This window comes from Burkholderia sp. AU45274 (assembly GCF_030482505.1).
In the GTDB taxonomy this organism is placed as follows: domain Bacteria; phylum Pseudomonadota; class Gammaproteobacteria; order Burkholderiales; family Burkholderiaceae; genus Burkholderia.
Map to the genome: position 1 here is coordinate 1,795,662 of NZ_JAUJQE010000001.1, position 19,526 is coordinate 1,815,187.

21 protein-coding genes and 1 pseudogene are annotated in these 19,526 nt (G+C 66.3%); 13 read left to right on the forward strand and 9 right to left on the reverse strand.

The genetic code is table 11. The annotated features are described in order from the left end of the window. Positions 1-111: 111 nt before the first annotated feature. Both QZM35_RS07985 and QZM35_RS07990 read left to right on the forward strand, forming a co-directional pair. Complete coding sequence (locus QZM35_RS07985) at positions 112-720, forward strand: acyl-homoserine-lactone synthase (protein WP_301775737.1); 609 nt, start codon at positions 112-114, stop codon at positions 718-720. Positions 721-771: 51 nt separating this feature from the next. Beyond that, complete coding sequence (locus QZM35_RS07990) at positions 772-1,536, forward strand: hypothetical protein (RefSeq protein WP_301775738.1); 765 nt, start codon at positions 772-774, stop codon at positions 1,534-1,536. A gap of 173 nt (positions 1,537-1,709) precedes the next feature. Here QZM35_RS07990 and QZM35_RS07995 read toward each other — a convergent pair whose 3' ends face one another. After that, positions 1,710-2,000 (reverse strand): hypothetical protein, encoded by a 291-nt coding sequence (locus tag QZM35_RS07995; protein ID WP_175238945.1) that lies wholly within the window; start codon positions 1,998-2,000, stop codon positions 1,710-1,712. A 297-nt stretch (positions 2,001-2,297) separates the two neighbouring features. Between QZM35_RS07995 and QZM35_RS08000 the strand changes: the two are divergent. Beyond that, positions 2,298-2,682, forward strand: a pseudogene (locus QZM35_RS08000) (VOC family protein). A 21-nt stretch (positions 2,683-2,703) separates the two neighbouring features. On the opposite strand, the gene QZM35_RS08005 reads toward QZM35_RS08000, so the two are convergent. Then, entirely contained in the window at positions 2,704-3,270 is a 567-nt protein-coding gene (locus QZM35_RS08005; protein WP_301775740.1) for a GNAT family N-acetyltransferase, read from the reverse strand. 148 nt (positions 3,271-3,418) lie between these two features. After that, a complete protein-coding gene (gene ribA, locus QZM35_RS08010; RefSeq protein ID WP_069260282.1) occupies positions 3,419-4,069 on the reverse strand; it encodes a GTP cyclohydrolase II in 651 nt (216 codons plus the stop codon). Between the two features lie 177 nt (positions 4,070-4,246). Here ribA and QZM35_RS08015 point away from each other — a divergent pair, with 177 nt between their 5' ends. Beyond that, positions 4,247-4,708 carry a CBS domain-containing protein gene (locus tag QZM35_RS08015; protein WP_069252006.1) on the forward strand — a complete coding sequence of 154 codons (462 nt, stop codon included), beginning with the start codon at positions 4,247-4,249 and terminating at the stop codon, positions 4,706-4,708. A 153-nt stretch (positions 4,709-4,861) separates the two neighbouring features. Here the strand turns inward: QZM35_RS08015 and QZM35_RS08020 are convergent, their stop codons facing one another. Then, a complete protein-coding gene (locus QZM35_RS08020; RefSeq protein ID WP_089427152.1) occupies positions 4,862-5,191 on the reverse strand; it encodes a DUF4148 domain-containing protein in 330 nt (109 codons plus the stop codon). A gap of 513 nt (positions 5,192-5,704) precedes the next feature. On the opposite strand from QZM35_RS08020, the gene QZM35_RS08025 reads away from it, so the two are divergent. Beyond that, positions 5,705-6,103 carry a GreA/GreB family elongation factor gene (locus QZM35_RS08025; RefSeq protein ID WP_059239999.1) on the forward strand — a complete coding sequence of 133 codons (399 nt, stop codon included), beginning with the start codon at positions 5,705-5,707 and terminating at the stop codon, positions 6,101-6,103. Between the two features lie 176 nt (positions 6,104-6,279). Here the strand turns inward: QZM35_RS08025 and QZM35_RS08030 are convergent, their stop codons facing one another. Continuing rightward, the gene (locus tag QZM35_RS08030; RefSeq protein WP_089427151.1) at positions 6,280-7,398 is read right to left on the reverse strand and encodes a porin; all 1,119 of its coding nucleotides are present in this window, start codon (positions 7,396-7,398) and stop codon (positions 6,280-6,282) included. Between the two features lie 588 nt (positions 7,399-7,986). On the opposite strand from QZM35_RS08030, the gene QZM35_RS08035 reads away from it, so the two are divergent. Then, positions 7,987-8,361 (forward strand): YXWGXW repeat-containing protein, encoded by a 375-nt coding sequence (locus QZM35_RS08035; RefSeq protein ID WP_301775741.1) that lies wholly within the window; start codon positions 7,987-7,989, stop codon positions 8,359-8,361. 491 nt (positions 8,362-8,852) lie between these two features. Here QZM35_RS08035 and QZM35_RS08040 read toward each other — a convergent pair whose 3' ends face one another. After that, the gene (locus QZM35_RS08040) at positions 8,853-9,239 is read right to left on the reverse strand and encodes a helix-turn-helix domain-containing protein (protein WP_301775742.1); all 387 of its coding nucleotides are present in this window, start codon (positions 9,237-9,239) and stop codon (positions 8,853-8,855) included. A 318-nt stretch (positions 9,240-9,557) separates the two neighbouring features. Between QZM35_RS08040 and QZM35_RS08045 the strand changes: the two genes are divergently transcribed. The 4 genes from QZM35_RS08045 (at position 9,558) to QZM35_RS08060 (ending at position 13,129) form a co-directional block, all read left to right on the forward strand. Beyond that, positions 9,558-10,034, forward strand: a complete 477-nt coding sequence (locus QZM35_RS08045; RefSeq protein ID WP_206149658.1) for a nuclear transport factor 2 family protein — start codon at positions 9,558-9,560, stop codon at positions 10,032-10,034. A 234-nt stretch (positions 10,035-10,268) separates the two neighbouring features. Beyond that, positions 10,269-11,084: a helix-turn-helix transcriptional regulator gene (locus QZM35_RS08050; protein WP_254600169.1), complete on the forward strand. Its 816-nt coding sequence runs from the start codon at positions 10,269-10,271 to the stop codon at positions 11,082-11,084. A 149-nt stretch (positions 11,085-11,233) separates the two neighbouring features. After that, on the forward strand, positions 11,234-11,392 hold the full coding sequence (locus tag QZM35_RS08055) for a hypothetical protein (RefSeq protein WP_174972291.1): 159 nt from the start codon (positions 11,234-11,236) through the stop codon (positions 11,390-11,392). Between the two features lie 111 nt (positions 11,393-11,503). After that, positions 11,504-13,129: an amidohydrolase gene (locus QZM35_RS08060; RefSeq protein ID WP_089427146.1), complete on the forward strand. Its 1,626-nt coding sequence runs from the start codon at positions 11,504-11,506 to the stop codon at positions 13,127-13,129. Between the two features lie 23 nt (positions 13,130-13,152). Here QZM35_RS08060 and QZM35_RS08065 read toward each other — a convergent pair whose 3' ends face one another. From QZM35_RS08065 to QZM35_RS08075, 3 genes are all read right to left on the reverse strand, one after another. Continuing rightward, positions 13,153-13,764, reverse strand: a complete 612-nt coding sequence (locus QZM35_RS08065; protein WP_301775743.1) for a cysteine hydrolase family protein — start codon at positions 13,762-13,764, stop codon at positions 13,153-13,155. Between the two features lie 173 nt (positions 13,765-13,937). Continuing rightward, on the reverse strand, positions 13,938-15,188 hold the full coding sequence (locus tag QZM35_RS08070; RefSeq protein ID WP_301775744.1) for an MFS transporter: 1,251 nt from the start codon (positions 15,186-15,188) through the stop codon (positions 13,938-13,940). A gap of 156 nt (positions 15,189-15,344) precedes the next feature. Further along, on the reverse strand, positions 15,345-16,661 hold the full coding sequence (locus QZM35_RS08075) for an MFS transporter (RefSeq protein ID WP_089432923.1): 1,317 nt from the start codon (positions 16,659-16,661) through the stop codon (positions 15,345-15,347). A 336-nt stretch (positions 16,662-16,997) separates the two neighbouring features. On the opposite strand from QZM35_RS08075, the gene QZM35_RS08080 reads away from it, so the two are divergent. The 3 genes from QZM35_RS08080 to QZM35_RS08090 all read left to right on the forward strand — a co-directional run bounded on the left by QZM35_RS08080 (position 16,998) and on the right by QZM35_RS08090 (position 19,454). Further along, positions 16,998-17,915, forward strand: coding sequence for a LysR family transcriptional regulator (locus tag QZM35_RS08080; RefSeq protein ID WP_301775745.1), 918 nt, complete (start codon positions 16,998-17,000; stop codon positions 17,913-17,915). Between the two features lie 206 nt (positions 17,916-18,121). Next, positions 18,122-18,658, forward strand: a complete 537-nt coding sequence (locus QZM35_RS08085) for a VOC family protein (protein ID WP_089427142.1) — start codon at positions 18,122-18,124, stop codon at positions 18,656-18,658. A 40-nt stretch (positions 18,659-18,698) separates the two neighbouring features. Beyond that, positions 18,699-19,454 (forward strand): glucose 1-dehydrogenase, encoded by a 756-nt coding sequence (locus QZM35_RS08090; RefSeq protein WP_089427141.1) that lies wholly within the window; start codon positions 18,699-18,701, stop codon positions 19,452-19,454. Positions 19,455-19,526: the final 72 nt, after the last annotated feature.

Sequence of the window (19,526 nt, forward strand, 5' to 3'; positions counted from 1 at the left end):
CACGTCCTAAACAGCGTCTTTCCGACGCGATCCTGTAAGAGTTACCAGTTACAGCCCCCTCGTGCTGCGCGATGTAATGCATGCATACAAAAGCACAGATCCGAGGACACCATGCGGACCTTCGTTCACGAGGAAGGGCGGTTGCCACACGAACTTGCGGCGGATCTAGGGCGCTACCGGCGCCGTGTGTTCGTCGAGCAGCTCGGCTGGGCACTCCCGTCGGCGAACGAAAGCTTCGAGCGCGACCAGTTCGATCGCGACGATACCGTGTACGTGTTCGCGCGGAACGCCGGCGGCGACATGTGCGGATGTGCGCGCCTGCTGCCGACGACGCGCCCGTATCTGCTGAAGTCGCTGTTCGCCGACCTGATCGCCGAAGACATGCCGCTGCCGCAATCGGCCGCCGTCTGGGAGTTGTCCCGGTTTGCGGCAACCGACGACGAAGGCGGGCCGGGCAATGCCGAATGGGCCGTGCGCCCGATGCTCGCAGCCGTCGTCGAATGCGCGGCGCAGCTTGGCGCGCGGCAGTTGATCGGCGTGACGTTCGCGAGCATGGAACGGCTGTTCCGCCGGATCGGCATACACGCGCACCGCGCAGGCCCGCCGAAGCAGGTTGACGGACGTCTGGTGGTCGCGTGTTGGATCGACATCGATCCGCAAACGTTTGCCGCACTACGAATCGAGCCGGGGCAGGCCGCCCGGCAAGCCATCGCCGCCTGAACCGGAACGCGCGTTTCTGTCCGGGCGGTATCGTAACGAAGGAGAATCAACGTGGACCAGTCTCAGGTCTTTCGCGCGATGATGCCCGGGTTGACGAGCGCCAACGGCGCCCGCATCGCGGTCGCCTACCCGTCGTTTCCCCGGCCGCTGCCGCTCGTGCGGCTCGACCGCCGCGGGCTCGTGTTCCGTGCTGCCCGCGCCGCGCCGCTCGTCTGCGGGTTGCCGCGCGCGGCGACGCTGCTGGTCGCGGACGAGCCGCTCTGCTCGCTGCGCCTCGTGATCCGCGACATCGCGCCGGCCGGCGAAGGCCGGCATGACCTGACGATGCAGCCATCCGGCGCCGCCGGCGACGAATTGCTGTGGCACGCGTTGCGTGATCGCGAGCCCTACCGCCAGATTCAGCAGCCGCTTGCGCCTGTCGACGCGTCCATCGCCACTGACGGCGACCCGCACGCGTCGGCCGGCGAAGCCGCGCCGCGCCCGTCGCGCAGCGCGGCCTTCCGGCTGCCGTGCCACAGCGACGCGCTGTTCTTTGCCGACTGGCTCGAATATCACTTCGACGAACTCCGTGCGCTGTCGCAACAGCATGGGCCGCAACTGCAGCTCAACCAGCTCGAGCGGCAGGTGGCCGACGACGAGGTCGGCGTGCGCTTCGTCTACGACATCGATGGCCATGCGACGCGGCATGCGCTGACCGACTGCGCGCGCGAGGCCTGCGCATGGATCGAGACGGAGATGCGCGACAAGTACGCGTTACCGGTCGCGCAGGAGCGTTTCAGCGCGTTTGCGGCGCACGCCCGGGCAGGCGGCATGTAAGTGCGGTGCAACAAGAAGTTGTATCGATACAACTAGGGCTTGCCATGCCTCGGGTTTTCCCTTAAATTTACGTCTGTCTCCTCCATGTCTCCAAACATGGATTCAGCCCGCTCAATGTAGCGGGCTTTTTCTTGCCTGCGCGAATTACGGGGACAGATCTCCTTCCGCCCCACCTAACCTGCCGGGCGCACACCAGACGGCCACGGCCAGTAGTGGTGCACCGCAAATATCAGCGCCACCACCCCGATCACGACCAGCAGCAGGTAGAACCAGCCCTTTTTGGTCGTTGGCAGATCCACCAGCGCACTCACGTCGCCCGTCAGGGCCGCCAGCGCGACCATGCCGAGTCCGACCAGCACCATCGTTCCCTTGGCCACCCATCCAAAGGCAACCTCCAACGCGCCCGCCCATCGCGACTGGCGATAAGGGCCGGTAACCGGCCGACGGAGATCGGGCTTACTCATTTACGCGCACTCGCCCGGGATCGGCACGTCGGCTCATCGATCGACAGACTGACCCGAAAACAGGACGTCGAAGGTTGTCCTGACAAGCACCGGCTGCAAAGGGGTGCGCGCATTTGATCGGAAGCGTCATGTTTTTTCTTTCACGAGACGAGGTTCGGCGGTTCGATTCGTTTGGCCGCAAGGAGCTCATATCGTTCGATACGATGGGCCTGCGCCGAAGCGCGCTCCGTTCGTCACACGCAATCCGGATGGGCCGGCTTATCATTGACCGGCCCGCCACTCGCCCCCGAGGCCATCTTGCACGCCCATCTGCGCATTGCCCGCCCGGTCAGCAACCTCGCCCGCACCGAGCGCATGTATCGCGACGCCCTCGAGTTGTCCGTTCTCGCGCGCTTTGAAGATCACGACGGGTTTTCCGGCGTGATGCTCGGGCGCGACGGCCTCGACTATCACTTCGAATTCACGCATTGCCCCGACCATCCGATCGCGCCGTCACCGACGCCCGAAGACCTGATCGTGTTCTACCTGCCCGATCGGCCGGAATGGGAGGCGGCATGCGCGCGCGACGGAACATGGCTTCATGCCGGTGACGTCGTTCAATCCGTACTGGGAAATATCCGGCCAGACCTTCGAGGATGCCGACGGCTACCGGATCGTGCTGCAGAACGGCACATGGCGCTGACAGGCGAACACGCGTGAACCGTTACGCGCCGGCCAGGCCGGCGGCGCGAGCGGCATACACGACGTGCCGACGCAGCGCGTGCCCGTCCGGCAACGCAGGATGGTCGAAATCACGCGCGGGCCGATGCTGCATGCCGAGCCGCTGCATCACGTGCCGTGATCGCAGGTTGGTGTTGGCCGTCCACGCGAAGATCTCGCCGAGCCCGATCCGGTCGAACCCGTCGGCCAATGCGGCGGCTGCCGCTTCGACAACGTAGCCATGCCCCCAGGCGTGACGCGCCTGCCGCCACATGATCTCGACGCACGGCGCCATCGGATGCGATGCACGCGCTTCGTGCGACAGGCCGCACACCCCGATCAGCATCGCGTCGGCACGGCGCTCGATGGCCCACGGGCCGAAACCGTATGCCTCGAAATGCGCGTCGAAGCGCGCGATGACGTCGCTCGCCTCGTCAACGGACATCGGGCCGCGCGCGAGCCATGCGGTCACGTCTGGATCCTCATGCATCGCCGACAGCGCGCCCGCATCCGTCGGCCGCCAGCGACGCAGCGTCAAGCGCTCGGTTTCGATCTTCGACGGTGTGGACATAGGGGCGATGGATCGTTCAGGCGGCATAACGCGAGCGCCGTCACAAACCTGAAAGCGGAACGGATGGGAGAAATGAAAATCGTCGCCTTTGCCGGCGACGATCCAGGGAACAGATGACGAGAAACGGGCGCCGGTGCGCCCGCGGCGGTTACTCGTTTTCTTCGAAGTAATGCCCAAACTTCGTCTGCTTCGTGCGGATATAACGCTCGTTTTCCTCGCGCACGGGCACCGCAAGCGCCACGCGTTCGCAAACCGGAATACCGTGCTTCGCGAGCGTATCGAACTTCGCCGGGTTGTTGCTCATCAGCCGCACCGACGTCACGCCGAGGATCCGGAGAATCGCGGCGGCCGAGTCGTATTCGCGGGCGTCGTCAGGCAGGCCGAGGTCGAGGTTCGCCTCGACGGTGTCGCGCCCCTGCTCCTGCAGCGCGTAAGCGCGGATCTTGTTGCTCAGGCCGATCCCGCGCCCTTCGTGGCCGCGCAGATACAGCAGCACGCCGCGGTCTTCCGCCGCGATGTAACGCAATGCGAGATCGAGCTGCTCGCCGCAGTCGCAGCGGTACGAGCCGAATACATCGCCGGTCAGGCACTCGGAATGAAGGCGCGTCAGCACGGACTGCTCGCCGGCGACGTCGCCCATCACGAGCGCGAGATGTTCGGCATCGCTGCCCGATACGCGGAAAGCGTACGACGTGAACGTACCGTAACGCGTGGGCAGCGACGCGGTAGCGACGAGCGTCACGCACTCGTCGGCCTGGCCATTGCCCGGCGTGGGCGATTGGGGACGCGAAGACATCATGAATTCAATCGAAACGTTCAGGAATGTAGGAGTTGTGTGGATAGTGCGTGACCGGAGTTTACCGCTAATCTGGAATCGTCACGCGACTGCCGCCACCTGCGCGGCTATACTGGGCTCATCGGGTGACAAGCATCACACCCTGCCTGCCCAGCATCGACCTGCACACGGAGAAAGCGAATGAGTACGACTGTCGCGCAACTTCTCAAGGCCAAGCCGGATTCGGGCCGCACCATCTACACCGTCACGAAGAGCGACCTCGTCTACGACGCCATCAAGCTGATGGCCGAAAAAGGCATCGGCGCGCTACTGGTCGTGGACGGCGACGACATCGCGGGCATCGTCACCGAGCGCGACTACGCGCGCAAGGTGGTCCTGCAGGACCGCTCGTCGAAAGCCACCCGCGTCGAGGAAATCATGACGGCGAAGGTACGCTACGTCGAACCGTCGCAATCCACCGACGAGTGCATGGCGCTGATGACCGAGCACCGGATGCGCCACCTGCCCGTCCTCGACGGCGGCAAGCTGGTCGGCCTCATCTCGATCGGCGACCTCGTCAAGAGCGTGATTGCCGATCAGCAGTTCACGATCAGCCAGCTCGAACACTATATCCACGGCACGCCCGCGGTCACGTCCGCCTGACCCGCCCAGCAAAAAAGGCCCAAACGCGCGAGCGTCTGGGCGGAAAGCCGCCGGAATGCGGCGACGGAGGTTCTGCTCCTGCGGGCGAATGACGCGCACAACGGGTGCGCGCCTCGTCGATTAAGCGGTGCGCTCGGGCAGACCCGGGGACGTTCAGTTGCCGAAATAGACCGAGTTCACGGGATTCGGTGCTTCGCGCGTCATGCGACGGCCGGCTTGGCCCGCACTGGTCGCCACGGCACCGTAGCCGCTCGTATCGGCTTGCGCGAGCATCGGCTGGTTCGGTTGAATGCGTTGTTCCGCGGCCTGAATGTTGTCCGGATACTGCGAATCGCTCGCCAGCGGCTTGTAGCCGTTCTGTTCGAGTTGCACGAGCTCGGCCTTGACCTGATCGCGCGTCAGCCCCTGCTCGGACTGTGCAAACGATGCGATCGGGGTGGCAAGGACGGATGCGGCGATAGCTGCGTAGATGACCGACTTCATGATTTACCTCCGGTATATGTTCTGTTTTGGCGTCGCCTCGGCAAGGACTGTCTGAAGCGATTGAATCCAGTGTAGTTCTCGCCAACCCAAGGGGAAACCCTTAGTTTGAACATACAGCGTTGCGATTTTGACAAAAATCGCGGGCACATAACGGACGATATCGCAGCAACTTGCTTCACTCGCACAACAATCGCTGACAAAATGCCGACAGCCGAATCACATATCCCGAAGGTTGTGTTGTAGAATCGTAAGGTTATATTCGTCAGTCGATCTTCCATCCACCATGTACGCGCTCACGCCCCTTTCGGTTTCGCCGTCCGGCCCGGCCGGCGTGCGCGCGCGCGCCGGTTATCCGGCGCATCCCCTCGCTCGACGCACGGCCCAGGCGCCGCTCGCCCCTGCCCGGCGCCTGATCTGACGGCTCGGTCTCCTCCCGGAGCCAGGTCAGACAGGCTCCGGGCGATCCCCATAGGCACGCCACGCCTGCCCTTGCCGATCATTTGGAGAACTGCCATGAAACAACGCCTTTACCAGTTGACCGAACTCGACGTTGCTCGCCTCGAGAAGCACGCCGAACACAACCCGCGCTTTCAGACGATGCTCGATACGCTTCTTGAGCGCGCCGACATCGTCCAGCCCGACGCCATCAAGGCGAACGTCGTCACGATGAACTCGCAGATCACGCTGCTCGACGAGGCGACCCAGGAACAGGCCACCTGGACGATTGTTTACCCGGACGCCGCCAATCTCGAGCTCGGCCGCCTGAACGTCTTCTCACCCGTCGGCATGGCATTGCTGGGCACCCAGCGCGGCCAGATGGTCAAGGTGACGCAGCCGAGCGGCGCCGAAAAGCAGATGAAGGTCGCCGCGATCGTGTTCCAGCCGGAAGCCAACGGCGAATACACGCGCTGAGCACCCTGCCGTCGGCACTGCGCCGTAGTGGCGCGCAACGAAAAAAGCGAGGCACAGGCCTCGCTTTTTTGCATCCGGACGACGCGAATCGTCGACATCACATTCCGCAGACGAAAAAAAAGGCGCCCGAAGGCGCCTTTTTCGATGCTGCGTAGCGGGTTACCCCGCCGTCACGCTTAGAAGCGGTGACGCAGACCAACCGTTGCTGCGGTTTGGTTGATCGACGAGCTCGGCAGGTTGTCGCTGAAGTTGCTGCCGTTGTAGATCGACGCGCCGATGCCGTTCTTCGCTGCACGCTGGTACACAGCTTGTGCGTAGACGTCCGTGCGCTTCGACAGAGCGTAGTCAGCTTGCAGGCCGAACTGGTTCCAGTGCGTGCTGCCGTTGTTGATCTTCGCGTTCGTGTACGTGTAAGCAGCGCCCAGGCCGAGAGCCGGCGTCAGGTTGTACTTTGCGTTGACTTCGTAGTTGTCGGTGCGCAGCGTGCCCAGACCAACTGCGTTGTTGTCGAGGCGAGCTTGCGTCCATGCAGCGCCGACTTGTGCCGGGCCGAATGCGTAGCCAGCAGCAGCACCGTACGTGCGGACGCGGCCTTGGCTAGCGATGCCACCGATTGCCGACGACGTTGCGCCGTTTGCGTTCGTACCGTCACCCAGGTTCGCTTGCGAGTATGCACCCGCCAGCTTCAGGCCTTGGAACTGGTATGCAACGCCTGCGCTGTATGCACGGTTGTTACCGAAGTTCGTGTTGTTCGAGAACGAGTACGTGCCGCCGAATTGCAGGCCAGCGTAGTTCGCGCTCGTGAACTTGATCGTGTTGTTCTGAGCGACATCACCGTTCGTGCTCAGACGGTCGAGGTTCAGCGGGTGCGCGAAGTACGTGCCGCCCCACGAGCCCGTTGCCGTCAGCGGCGCCAGGTAGTCTTGCGTTGCGTCATACTGCTTACCCAGCGTGACCGTGCCGTACTGGCTCGACAGGCCGACGAAAGCTTGGCGGTTGAACATGCCGTTGCTGTTCGCGAACTTGCCGTTACCGATGTTGAAGCCGCTTTCCAACGTGAAGATTGCCTTCAGGCCGCCACCCAGGTCTTCCGAGCCACGCAGGCCGAAACGGCTCTGGTCAATGCCCGAACCCATCGCCCAACGCGACTTGCCAGCTTGGCCGAGTGCCGGCTGGACGTTGCTCGTGTAGGTGATGCCTGCGTCCAGCACGCCGTACAGCGTGACGCTGCTTTGTGCGTGAGCGACGGTAGCAAACGATGCTGCAGCTGCTGCAACGATCAGAGTCTTGTTCATTCGTGGAGCTCCCTTCTAAAAAGAGGCAGGTCTCGCGACCTTGTTCATAAACGGTCTGCAACCGCCCGGGAGCGCCATCGATCCTGCTGGCCGCGCCCGGATAGTTGCCCGTTTGGGAACCGTGAGTTTAGGGGTGTACCCTAGGGGAGCGATCCGCAAATAAAGAAATAAGCTTTTCCAGAACTAGAAATAATGAAAGTGGGGACGAGTTATAAGTATTTGTTTTGACGTTTGTTTTTGACTTCTTGACGGGGGCTTTTTGGAGCCTTTCATCGCACCATTCTTACATGTCATCGTCTTGACGGTTGCATAGAAACAACAAACGGATTCGGCGCGACACCCCGAAATCGGCAAATTTTACCCAACTTGATCTCGAATTTCTGGCCTCGGACACCTAAAACGCGTCCGTCGGCCAGTAAACAGGGCTCGACAGTCGTTCAGCGGGTCACACCCCCGGCAGCCATCCATATAGAAAGGCCAGCACCCACCTGCCGTGACACACGGTAACAGCGTTAACCGCTCGCGTAACCCGGCCGGCCGACTGGCAGGCTAATGTAAGGCAGCCTCGAATACAGAACAGGACACGCCATGAATCGACGCTCGTTGTTACGCGCCATCGGATTGACCGCCGCCTTCGTCGGCACCGGCGGCTGGCTCCGCACCGCCTCGGCCCAGCCCGCGCCGCCCGTGTACCGGCCGTCCGGCCCGAATCGCGTGCCCGGCGGCCCGCCCTATCCGGACCGCCCGGGCTTCGCACCGCCGGCCGCCCGGCACGACCGCCGTCCGCCGCCGCCACGGCCGCATGGCTATATATGGACCGACGGCTACTGGCGCTGGCAGCGTGGCCGCTATATATGGGTGCCGGGGCGCTGGGTCGCACGGCGCCCCGGGCGTCGGTGGGTGCCCGGCTACTGGCGACGCCAGGGACAGGTGTGGATCTACGTCGACGGTACGTGGCGATAGGCAGCCACCGGGCGCCTGACCAGTAGCAGGCTCGGGGCGGGCGGCGCGAGCGAACCCGTGCCGCTCCGCCCCGACATCAACATCATGATGCCCGGCAGGCGCCCCAACGAATCCTGCCCCCGGCCCGATGCCGGCGCGCTAACCGGGGGAATGCTTCCGGTCACGCAACCTCGCCCATCGACGTGCTCGCCGGTCTACGGCGCACCATCCCGCCTCGACCGGACCCTGCCGCACCCTTCGTACGCGATGCGGGGAAAGGCCACTGTCTCGATCGCCCCGGACCTGCCCTTGTAAGCGGAGCACCGCCAGCGCATTGCCGCATTCGGGCCGAATGGAACACACCGCTGCATCAGCGCCCTCGCTCAACTCGACGAAATCATTCGGATAACGAACTCATGCAATGGCGATGCACCGGCAACCACGCTACGCCTCGTCGCATCGCACCCGAACGCAGCACAACGCCCAGCGACAAGGCGGCGCAAGCGCCCCGCTCAGCGCCCGCCGCCTTCCATTTCCCGCGCACGACGTCGCGCAACGCAGATCGCGCGATGATGTTCGTCGGCCCACCGGATCATCGCCTGCATCGGCGTCAGGAACGAACGCCCGAGGTCGGTCAGCGCATATTCGACACGCGGCGGCACTTCTGCGTACAGCGTGCGACTGACGAAGCCGTCCTGCTCGAGCCGCTTGAGCGTGCGCGACAGCATCTGGTTCGACACATCGCCGATCGCACGGCCGAGTTCGTTGAAACGCATCGTCCCGCCGGACAACGCTTCGAGCACGAGCAGGCTCCACTGGTCGCCGATGCGGTCGAGCACATCGCGAATCGGGCATGGCTGATCGAGTTCGACGGATTCGTCGGCGGGCGAAAACGGCATGACTGGATTCTCTTTAACGGACAACGCATGGTCAGCGCGGTGTGACCTGTTCACACCGCGCTGACTTCTTGTGACGGGTTCGCGGCAACTGTACCATTCGATCGGCCCGACAGCCGCGCGGATTCGCCAGTTCAACGAAGCATGACGACGGCGCGCGGCCGTTACCGGCCCGTGTCGTCACGATACGGGCCGGGCGGAAAACCCAAGGCGCGTGTATCCGCAACCCTGCACCGCCGCCCGCCGATCGCCGCGGCAGGCTCGACCCGCCGTCGCCCATCGCACACCCACCCACGCTTCGTCAGACAAGGAACCCGCTACATGTCATCGCTCCGCTCCCCCGTTCGCGCCGTTGCCGCGCTCGTCCTGCTGGCCGCATCGACGGCCGCGCTGGCCGCCGGCCCGGCCACGCGCGACCTGGCCGCCGAGGAAACCAACCGCCAGCTCGTGCTGACGTTCTACGACCGCTTCTTCAACAAGCACGAAGCCGTCGAAGCCGCCGCCGTCGTCGCGGACGACTACAAGCAGCACAACCCGCACGTGCCGGACGGCAAGAAGCCGTTCGTGTCGTACTTCGTCGGCGCGTTCCAGAAGAACCCGGCATCGCGCGCGCGCATCGTGCGCAGCGCAACCGACGGCGACCTCGTCTACCTGCACGTGCATGCGACCGAGCGTCCGGGCGACCGCGGCGAAGCGGTCGTCGACATCTTCCGCGTGAAAGACGGCAAGATCGTCGAGCACTGGGACGTGATCCAGTCGGTACCCGAGAAGTCCGCGAACGCGAACACGATGTTCTGACGCGCGGGGCCGGCACGTGGTGCGCCACGATGCGCACTACCCGTCCAAGGGAGATCGGCCGCCCGCCGGGCAAGCGCGAATGCCCCGCGGCGGCGAACTCCCCTACAATCGAGCTTCGCCGACGCGCCGGCCCCCGTTCCGCATGACCGCACCGCCAGCCGCCGCGCCGCCGGCGCGCCGTCGCAAGCGAAGCACGGCCGGCACGGGCGGCCGTTCGCGAAGACGGTGTCAACGATGAGCCCCGCCCATATTTCCCTCAGCAATGCCGGCGACCTGGTCGCCAGCCTCGGCAGTCCGCAGTTTCCCGCCCGGCTCTGGGCGTGGCTGCGCGAAACCGTCGACCCGCAGTCCCACTACAGCGTCGCGACGCGCTACCGCCGCGATGCGCCGTCGCAGTCGGTCGACAGTGTCGACGTGCTGTTCTTCGCGGGCGGCGACGATCCCGACGGCACTCGCCACGCGCTCGATCTGTATACCCAGGGCGACTGGCGCACCGACACGCTGCTCCCGCATATCGAGCGCGCCACCGATTCGCAGCTCGTGTTCTCGTGCAACGAGGACATCGATACGGCAACCGAATACGGCCGCCATTTCGCGCTCGGCGAACTCGGCGAAGACTGCACGCTGCTCGGCAGCGAGCGCGACTATGTCTATGCGTTCTCGTTGTTCCGCCGGCGCGGCCAGCCGTCCTATACGCTGGCCGAACTGGCGCTGCTGCGGCAGCTCGGCGATTTCGTGCTGCCGCTCCTGATCCAGCATGCACGGCTCGCCCGCCTGACGCCGCGTTCGGACGACGGCGCGTTGCTGCAGCGGTTCGAACAGCGCCTGGCGGCCAGCGGCGCGGCGCTGTCGCAGCGCGAACGGCTCGTATGCCGCGCGGTGTTGCAAGGCCAGCCTGTCCCGCAGATCGCCGACACCCTCGCACTCAAGCCCAGCAGCGTGCGCACCTATCTCGGGCGCGCGCTCGCGAAGCTCGGCGTGGCGAACCGGGCCGGGCTGTTCGCGTGGTGCGTGACCGAAGAAGAACCACCGGGGGACCGCGGTCAATAGCTGACACCTCCGCATCGCTGCACGCCCACTCGCCCCCGCCTTCTTTGTCGCGTCTTGTCCTCAAAACGATGACAGACAGCCGGCCGCCCCGCTCCTAGTATCTGACTCACCCGACGACCGGAACGCGTCGGATATCACGGAGACACGGCATGCCGAATACCGGATGGACGCCGGCCCGCACGGCCGCGCGCGCGTCGCCCATCGATTCGCCGATCCAGACCTGGCGGCGCGATCGGCGTGACGCTCCGGCGGCGGCCGGCCTTCACCACGGCGCATCGCCGCGCCTGCCACGCAACACCGGCACCTAGCCGCCCCGCATCTCATTCCAACCCGACCGGGTTCACGCGACCGGACGAGCCACACGGCCCGCCCGCAGGACACGTGCGCCCGTCGAACCTTCCCTCATCCGGAGGAGACACATGCAACACGCCGATACCGTCTATCTGAACGGCCTGCTTTACACGGGCGACGCGCAGCGCCGCTTCGCGCAGGCGTTGGCCACCCAGGGCGGCAAGATCATCGCCGTCGGCCGCGACGACGACATCCGCCCGCTGGCCGGCCCCGCGACGCGCATCGTCGACCTGGCCGGCAGGCTGATGCTGCCGGGCCTCATCGACGGCCACGTGCACCCGCTCGAAGGCCACCAGATCCTCGGTGACTTCGACCTGTCCGGCATCAACGATCCCGACACGATCCTGCAGCGCATTCGCGCATGCGCCGATGCGACGCCGAACGAACCGTGGGTCTATCTCGGCGGCGCCAACCTGGCCGCATTCGGCGCGTATCCGACCCGCGAGCTGCTCGACCGGATCGTGCCCGACCGGCCACTGCTCGTGGTCGGCTTCGACGTGCACAGCGGCTGCCTCAACACGAAAGGGCTCGAAGCGGCCGGCATCCACGCTGACACGCCCGACCCGGCCGGCGGCGTGTACGAGCGCGATGCGTCCGGCGCGCCGAATGGCGTCGTGCACGAAGCGGCGTTCTACCGCGTGTGCCCGATCATTCCGCAACTGAGCCCGGCCGGCTACCCGAAGTCGCTCGCGAAAGCGCACGCGATGGCGCACGGTTACGGTCTCACCGGCTGGTTCGACGCGCGCGTCGAGGAGGCCGAACTCAAGGCTTACGCCGACGCGCAGCGCGCGGGCACGCTGAAGGTGTACATGAGCGCAGGCCTCTATGCGAACCCGCGCCGCGATCCGCGCGAGCAGATCGAGCGCTTCGCCAGATGGCGTCGCGAATACGAATGCGACAACCTGCGCCTGCATACGGTGAAGATCTTCGTCGACGGCGTGCCCGAATCGAAAACCGCCGCGCTGCTCGAGCCGTACGCCGGCACCGACGACTGCGGCCTCGCGCTGTGGAGCCAGGACGCGCTGAACGAGATCTGCCTGCTCGCGGATACGGCCGGCTTCGACTTGCACTTCCACACGCTCGCCGACCGCGCGGTGCGCATGACGCTCGACGCGCTCGAATACGTCCAGATCCGCAACGGCATGCGCGACCGGCGCGCGCAGCTCGCGCACCTGCAGCTCGTCGATCCGGCCGACATGAGCCGCTTCAACCGGCTCGGCGCGATCGCCAGCGTGCAGACGCTGTGGACGGCCGCGCGCGAGGAACAGCAGCAGCTCTATCGCGACCTGCTCGGCGCGGAACGCACCGCGCGCAATTATCCGTTCCGCAGCCTGCGCAATGCGGGTGCGATGCTCGCGGCCGGCTCCGACTGGTCGGTCAGCACGATGGACCCGATGCAGATCATCCAGACGGGCGTCACGCACCTGCTGATCGACCAGTCCGACAGCCCGCCGTGGAATCCGCACGAACGCCTCGACCTGCTCACGATGCTCGAGGCCTATACGGTGAACACCGCGTATGCGCTGCGCTTCGACGACTGTACAGGTTCGCTCGAAGCGGGCAAGGACGCGAGCTTCGCGATCCTCGACCGCAATCCGTTCGCACACCCGGTCGAGACGTTCGCGCAAACCCGTGTGATCGAGACGTGCTTCCGCGGCGAAGTCGTATACGCCGCGCCGGGCTGGGCGGGCTGAAGCACGCATCCGGCGGCGTGCCGTCAGGCGACGGCCAGCGCCAGCACCTGCTCGGTCGTCAGCACGTCGCCGAACGTGTCCGACAGCGCGGCCAGCGTCGCGCGGTGGAGGTCGCGGTGCGATACCGTGCCGCCATCCGCGAGATCGAGGTCGCGCGTCGCGCATGCGTCGTCGACGACGATCACCGCGTAGCCGAGCGGCACCGCATCGCGTGCCGCGCCGGCAACGCATGCATGCGTCATCAGTCCCGTGACGATCAGCGTGTCGACACCGGCCGCCTTCAGGCGCGCATCGATGTCCGTCGTCGGGAACACGCTCACCGACGTCTTCTTCACGACCGTGTGATGCGCCGCCGGCTGCAGGTCCGCGTGAAAGCGGAAGCCGTCGCTGCCGTCGGCGAAGATCGGGCCGTCGGCCGCATCGACGTGCTGGACGTGAAACACAGGCATGCCCTCGCGGTCGGCGAACGCGATCACGCGCTGCGCGTTGCCCAGCGCGCGCGGCCCCTCCGGAATCGGCAGGCGGCCGCTGAAGTATTCATTCTGGAAATCGATCACCAGCAGCGCGGTGCGGGCGGCGGCGATCGATGTCGGCGCGCTCGCGCCCGCCAGGGTACGGATGGTCGGATGTTGCATGGGTCACTCTCTCGGTTGGCATGTCGAAGGAGCGGCGCGCCGGGCCAGCCGGCGCCGCCGGACGCGGCCCGGATGTTCCCGGGACGCGAGGCGCCAGTGTCAGGCCGCGCGGCCACGCGCGACAGCGGTGCGCGGGACAACGTCCGACAGAATCGGGCCAACGTGCAAACCGCCTACGACAGCGCGGCTGTTCGCGCACCCGGCTGCGTACGGCCATACACAACCATCATCGCGAAGCTGAGCAGGAAGCCCGCGCCACCGATCAGCAGCAGGCCGATCTCGCCGAACACCGGCAGCAGGTTCGTGAGCGCGCCCGTCACGACCCACGCGACGGCCATCACCGAGCCCGCGACGCCGAGCGCCCAGCCTTGCCGGTCCTCGCTGACCGCGTCGGAGAACGCCGTATACATCGTCGTGTACGCGACCATGTCGAAGCAGCCGACGACCATCGCGAGCGCCCACAGCACGAGCTCGTGCGGGAACAGCGCGGACAGGACCTGGCCGACGCCCGCGACGAGCAGGCCGGTCTTCGCGATGTCGACCACGCGCCACACGCGCAGCATCCGCCGCACGACGAACAGCAGCCCGAACACGAAGCAGAGCCCGATCACGCCGCTGAACAGCCCGAGCCGCGCGCTCGTGTAGCCGAATCTCGCCTGCAGCAGCAGCATGATGGTCTGCAGGTAGAGCCCGTAGCCGACCTGCATCAGGAAGAACACCACCGACAGGAACGCGACGTTGCGCTGGCGCGCGGCCTCCCCGATGATCCGCAGCGGCAGCAGCGGATCGATGCGCGTGTCGCCGCGCGGTGCGGCAGAGTCGCGATACGACGCCCAGGTCCAGCACGCGCAGGCCACCGACAGCGCGGCGACCAGCACGAACGGCGTGCCGTAGTCGAACAGCGGCGAAATCGTGCGATCGGACGTCACGCCGCCGAGCACAGGGCCGACGATCACGCCCGCGCTGAACGCGAGCGACATGATGCTCATGTTGTACGCCTTGTTCTCCGGCGTGCTCAGGTCGGTGATCGCCGCCTGCGCGATGCCCTGGCAGCCGGCCAGCAGCCCGGTGAGCCCGCGGCCCGCCAGCAGCAGCCCGACGCTCGCGTGCCACGCGCCGGCCGCCATCATCCCGTAGCCGGCCGCGAGGCCGAGCACGCACAGCAGCAGGATCCTGCGGCGGCCGTAGCGATCGGACAGGTCGCCCATCAGCGACGAGCCGAAGAACATGCACAACGGGTAGATCCCGTAGCCGAGACCGAGGTAGAAATTGCGCGCATGCGCGCCGGCGTCGGCCGGCAGGATGCCCGCGTGCGGATCGCTGAAGATCGCGGACATCATCGGATAGACGAGCCCGAAGCCCATCGCGTCGATCGCGATGGCGAGCAGGCAGGGGCCGAGCAGCGTGTAGTCGAGTCGGGACATGGCGACCTTCCGGACAGAGTGGATGATCGCCCAAGCGTAACGATGGGGCGGCGGCCGCGGTAGGCCGCCGCCCGTGATGCTAAGCATCGGCAGGACCGCTACCCTGCCTGCCGCCTGCGCCGACGGCTCGCCGGCGCGGGCGGCAGGCCACGGCCGCTACTTGGCGCTCAACGGCTCGCCCTGAAACCGCCGGCGCGCGAGCACGCACGGCGCGCCGTCGTGCATGAACACGCTCGCAAGCAGCCCGAACGACGCCGCGAAGAGCACGTACCATGCGGGCGCGACAGACGACCCGCTCGCGTGCGTCAGCCACGTGACGATGAACGGCGCGAAGCCGCCGAACACCATCACCGCGACGTTGTACGCGAGCGCGATGCCCGTGGAGCGCGAACGCGTCGCGAACTGCTCGGCGAGCGTGGTCGGCGCGGGCCCGTAGCAGATGCCGATGATCGTGCAGATCACGAGCTGCATCACGAGCAGGCGCCCGATGCCCGGCGCGGCGGCCAGCCACGTGAACAGCGGATACGTGACCGTCAGCAGCGCCAGCGAACCGGCGATCAGCACGGGACGCCGGCCGATGCGGTCGGACACGAGCGCCGCGAACGGGATCGTCACCGTCAGCAGCGCAACCGCCGCCATCTGCACCTTGAAGACCTGGTCGAGCGGCAGCCCGAAGGTCTTGTGCACGAACGTCGGCATGTTGACGAGCATCACGTAGAACACGGCCGTGCCGGTGATCGTCTGCCCCATCGACACGAGCACGCCGCGCAGGTTGTCGCGCAGCACGCCCGACACGCTCGCCGGCGGCTCGACGGTCGACTTGCTCGCGGCGACGAACGCCTCGGTCTCCTCCATGTGCCGGCGGATCCACAGGCCGACCGGCCCGATCAGCAGCCCAAGCGCGAACGGCACGCGCCAGCCCCAGCTATGCAGCGCCGCGTCCGACAGCGATTGCGTGGCCCACGCGCCCATCGCGGCGCCCGAGAACACCGCGAGACACTGGCCGATCAGTTGCCACGATCCGTACAGCCCGCGCCGATTCTCCGGCGCGCTTTCCACGAGAAACGCGGTCGCGCTCGCGTATTCGCCGCCCGTCGCGAAACCCTGCAGCAACCGCGCGACGACGATCAGGATGGGCGCCGCCGGGCCGATCACGGCGTACGACGGCGCGAACGTGATCAGCGCGATCGACAGCGTCATCAGGAAGATGATGAGCTGCATCGCGGCCTTGCGGCCCTTGCGGTCCGCATAGAGCCCGAGCAGGATGCCGCCCACCGGGCGCATGAAGAAGCCGACGCCGAAGGTCGCGAGCGACATCAGCAGCGACGCGTACTGGCTCTCGGCGGGAAAGAATAGCCGCGCGATGATCCCTGAGAAGAAACCGTAAACGATGAAGTCGTACCACTCGAGGGTATTGCCGACGACAGCGGCAACCACCTGCCGATGCCGCGAGTTCCGACGTGAGTCGCGCATGCCTTTCTCTCCTGCAGTCTCATGGCGCCGCGCCCATGCGTGCCGTGTTGCGTGGCACGCATGGGCGAACCGGCTGTTCGTATCGCCGGCAGGAAAGGTGCTGGCGCGGGCACAGGCCCGCGCCATCGGAACCTCACGGCCTGCCCGTACGACCAGCGTGCAACGATCATAGGGACGCCGAAAACCCGCATCAATTAATACCCGCGGCAGATGATTAGCCGGAGATTAAATGTTGCCCCGCCGGGCGCCGCCCTGCGAAAACCCCGGAAATCCGCGCATTGTTGCAGCCCCGGTTCTGCGGCAGAATCGTCGGCCGCCCTTCCCGTCGCCCGCACCATGCGCAACCGCATCAACGAAGAGATCACGTTCCGCAAGCTCGAGGTGCTGCTCGCCTTCATGGAAGCGGGCAGCCTCGCGAAGGCCGCCGAGGCGCTGGGCGTCAGCACGGTCAGCGTGCACCGCGCGCTGCACACGCTCGAGGAAGGGATGCACTGCGCGCTGTTTCGCCACGAGGGGCGGAACCTCATTCCAACCGACGCCGCGCAGGTGCTCGCCGAAGTCGCGGGCGAAGTGCTCAAGACGATGACGGACGGAATCCGCTCGACGCGCGAGGCGGCCGGCTACGGCGCCGGCCAGTTGAAGATCGGTTCGCTCTACTCGCTAACGATCCGCACCGTGCCCGAAGTCGTGATCGCGTTGAAGGAGCGCCGCCCCGAGCTGCAGGCCGAGCTCGTGCTCGGCTCGAACGCCGACCTGCTCGACAAGCTGCGGCAAGGCGCGATCGACGCGACGCTGATGGCGCTGCCCGCACCGGATGCCGAGATCGAATCGATCGCGCTGTTCGAGGACGAGATGTTCTTCGCCGCGCCGATCGACTCGCCGTACGCGCGGCACGATGCCATCGATCTGTGCTCGTGCGGCGACGCGCCGTTCGTGTCGCTCGGCGAAGGCTTCGCGACGCATCACGGCTTCACGGAAGCGTTTCGTTCGGCCGGCGTCACGCCGAACGTCGTGATGCGGGTGGGCGACATCTTCTCGCTGATCAACTTCGTGTCGGGCGGCGTCGGTTGCTCGCTGCTGCCCGGGCGCGTGCGCGACCTGTTCGCGCACAAGATCGCGCTCGTGCCGCTCGCCGGGCCGACGATCCGCCAGACGATCGGCCTGAGCTTCCTGCACCGGCGCGAACGCGACCCGAACCTGCTTGCGCTGGCAACCGTGTGCCGGCTGACGGTCAAGGGGCCGAACGCGCGGTAACGCGCGGATCGCCCGGACGGAAGCGCGTCTTCTCCGTTCCGCTTCGCATTCCGGCATCGTCGCGCCCCGGCGCACCCACTCGCCCGCCACGCCACGACGAAGCGTGCGAGGTCATCCGTTTGGACGGCACGCCGCGCGCGCTTTGTTGCGATCATGACCGTCAATCATCGCGCGGCACGCCCACGTGTGTCCGCCAAGGAGACGCCATGAACGATCCCATGCTCGGCCCCATCGACCAGATCGGCTACGTGGTCGCGGATCTCGACCGCAGTATCGCGCGCTGGCGTAAACGCCATGACGTCGGGCCGTGGACCGTATTCCGCAACGTGCGCCTTGACGGCTTCCATCTCGGCGAACCCGTCACGGTCGCGATGGACGTCGGGCTCGCGTATCGCGGCGATCTGCAGATCGAACTGATTCACGTGACGAACGAGGCGCGCTCGCCGTACCGCGATACGCACGGGCAGCCGCTCGTCGGGCTGCATCACGTCGCGTGGGTCGTCGACGATCTCGATGCCGCGCTCGCACGGCTCACATCCCGCGGCCTGCGTGTCGTGTTCGACGCACGCAACCCGGCCACGCGCGTCGCCTATCTCGACGACACCGACGATCCCGGCGTGCGCGTCGAAGTGATCGAAGGCGCCGGCATGCGCGACATGATCGCGCGCGGCATCACCGAGGCCCGCGCATGGGACGGCGCCGATCCGGTTCGCATCGTCGACGCGGCGGCCGCCTCCGCGTAAGCGGTCCCGCGCGTCCCTCTCACTCACAGGAGCAAGCAACTTGAAACGACTCGAAGGCAAGGTGGCGCTGGTCACGGGCGGTGCCCGCGGCCAGGGCGAAGCGGAAGCGCGCAGGTTCGTCGCCGAAGGCGCACGCGTGGTGATCGCCGACGTGCTGGACGAAGCCGGCCGGCGCGTCGCGGCCGAACTCGGCGACGCCGCACGTTTCCAGCATCTCGACGTGACGAACGAAGCCGACTGGCAGGCTGCCGTCGATGCGACGCTCGCGCAGTTCGGCCGGCTCGACATCCTCGTGAACAACGCGGCGATCCTGAAGCTCGTGCCGATCGAAGCGTGCTCGCTCGACGACTATCGCAAGGTGATCGACGTGAACCAGGTCGGCTGCTGGCTCGGCATGAAATCGGCGCTGGGCGCGCTGAAGGCGGCGGGTGGCGGCTCGATCGTCAACGTGTCGTCGACGGCCGGGATGGAAGGCGTCGCGGGCGGCAGCGCATACGTATCGAGCAAGTTCGCGGTGCGCGGGATGACGAAGGCCGCCGCGCTCGAATTCGGCCGCTACGGCATTCGCGTGAACTCGGTGCACCCCGGTGGCATCGATACGGTGATGGCGCGCCCGCCCGAGTTCGCGGACTTCGATCCGTCGTCGATCTACAGCGGCCTGCCGATCGCGCGCATCGGCAAGCCCGATGAGGTGGCCAATCTCGTGCTGTTCCTCGCGTCCGACGAATCCGCGTATTGCACCGGGTCGGAATTCATCATCGACGGCGGAATGCTCGCGGGCAGTTCGTTCCACTGAACCGCATCCAGGTCGACGCGCGCCCACGAACCTGGTGGGCGTTTTCGTTTGCACTTTCGAGGCACTGCGTGG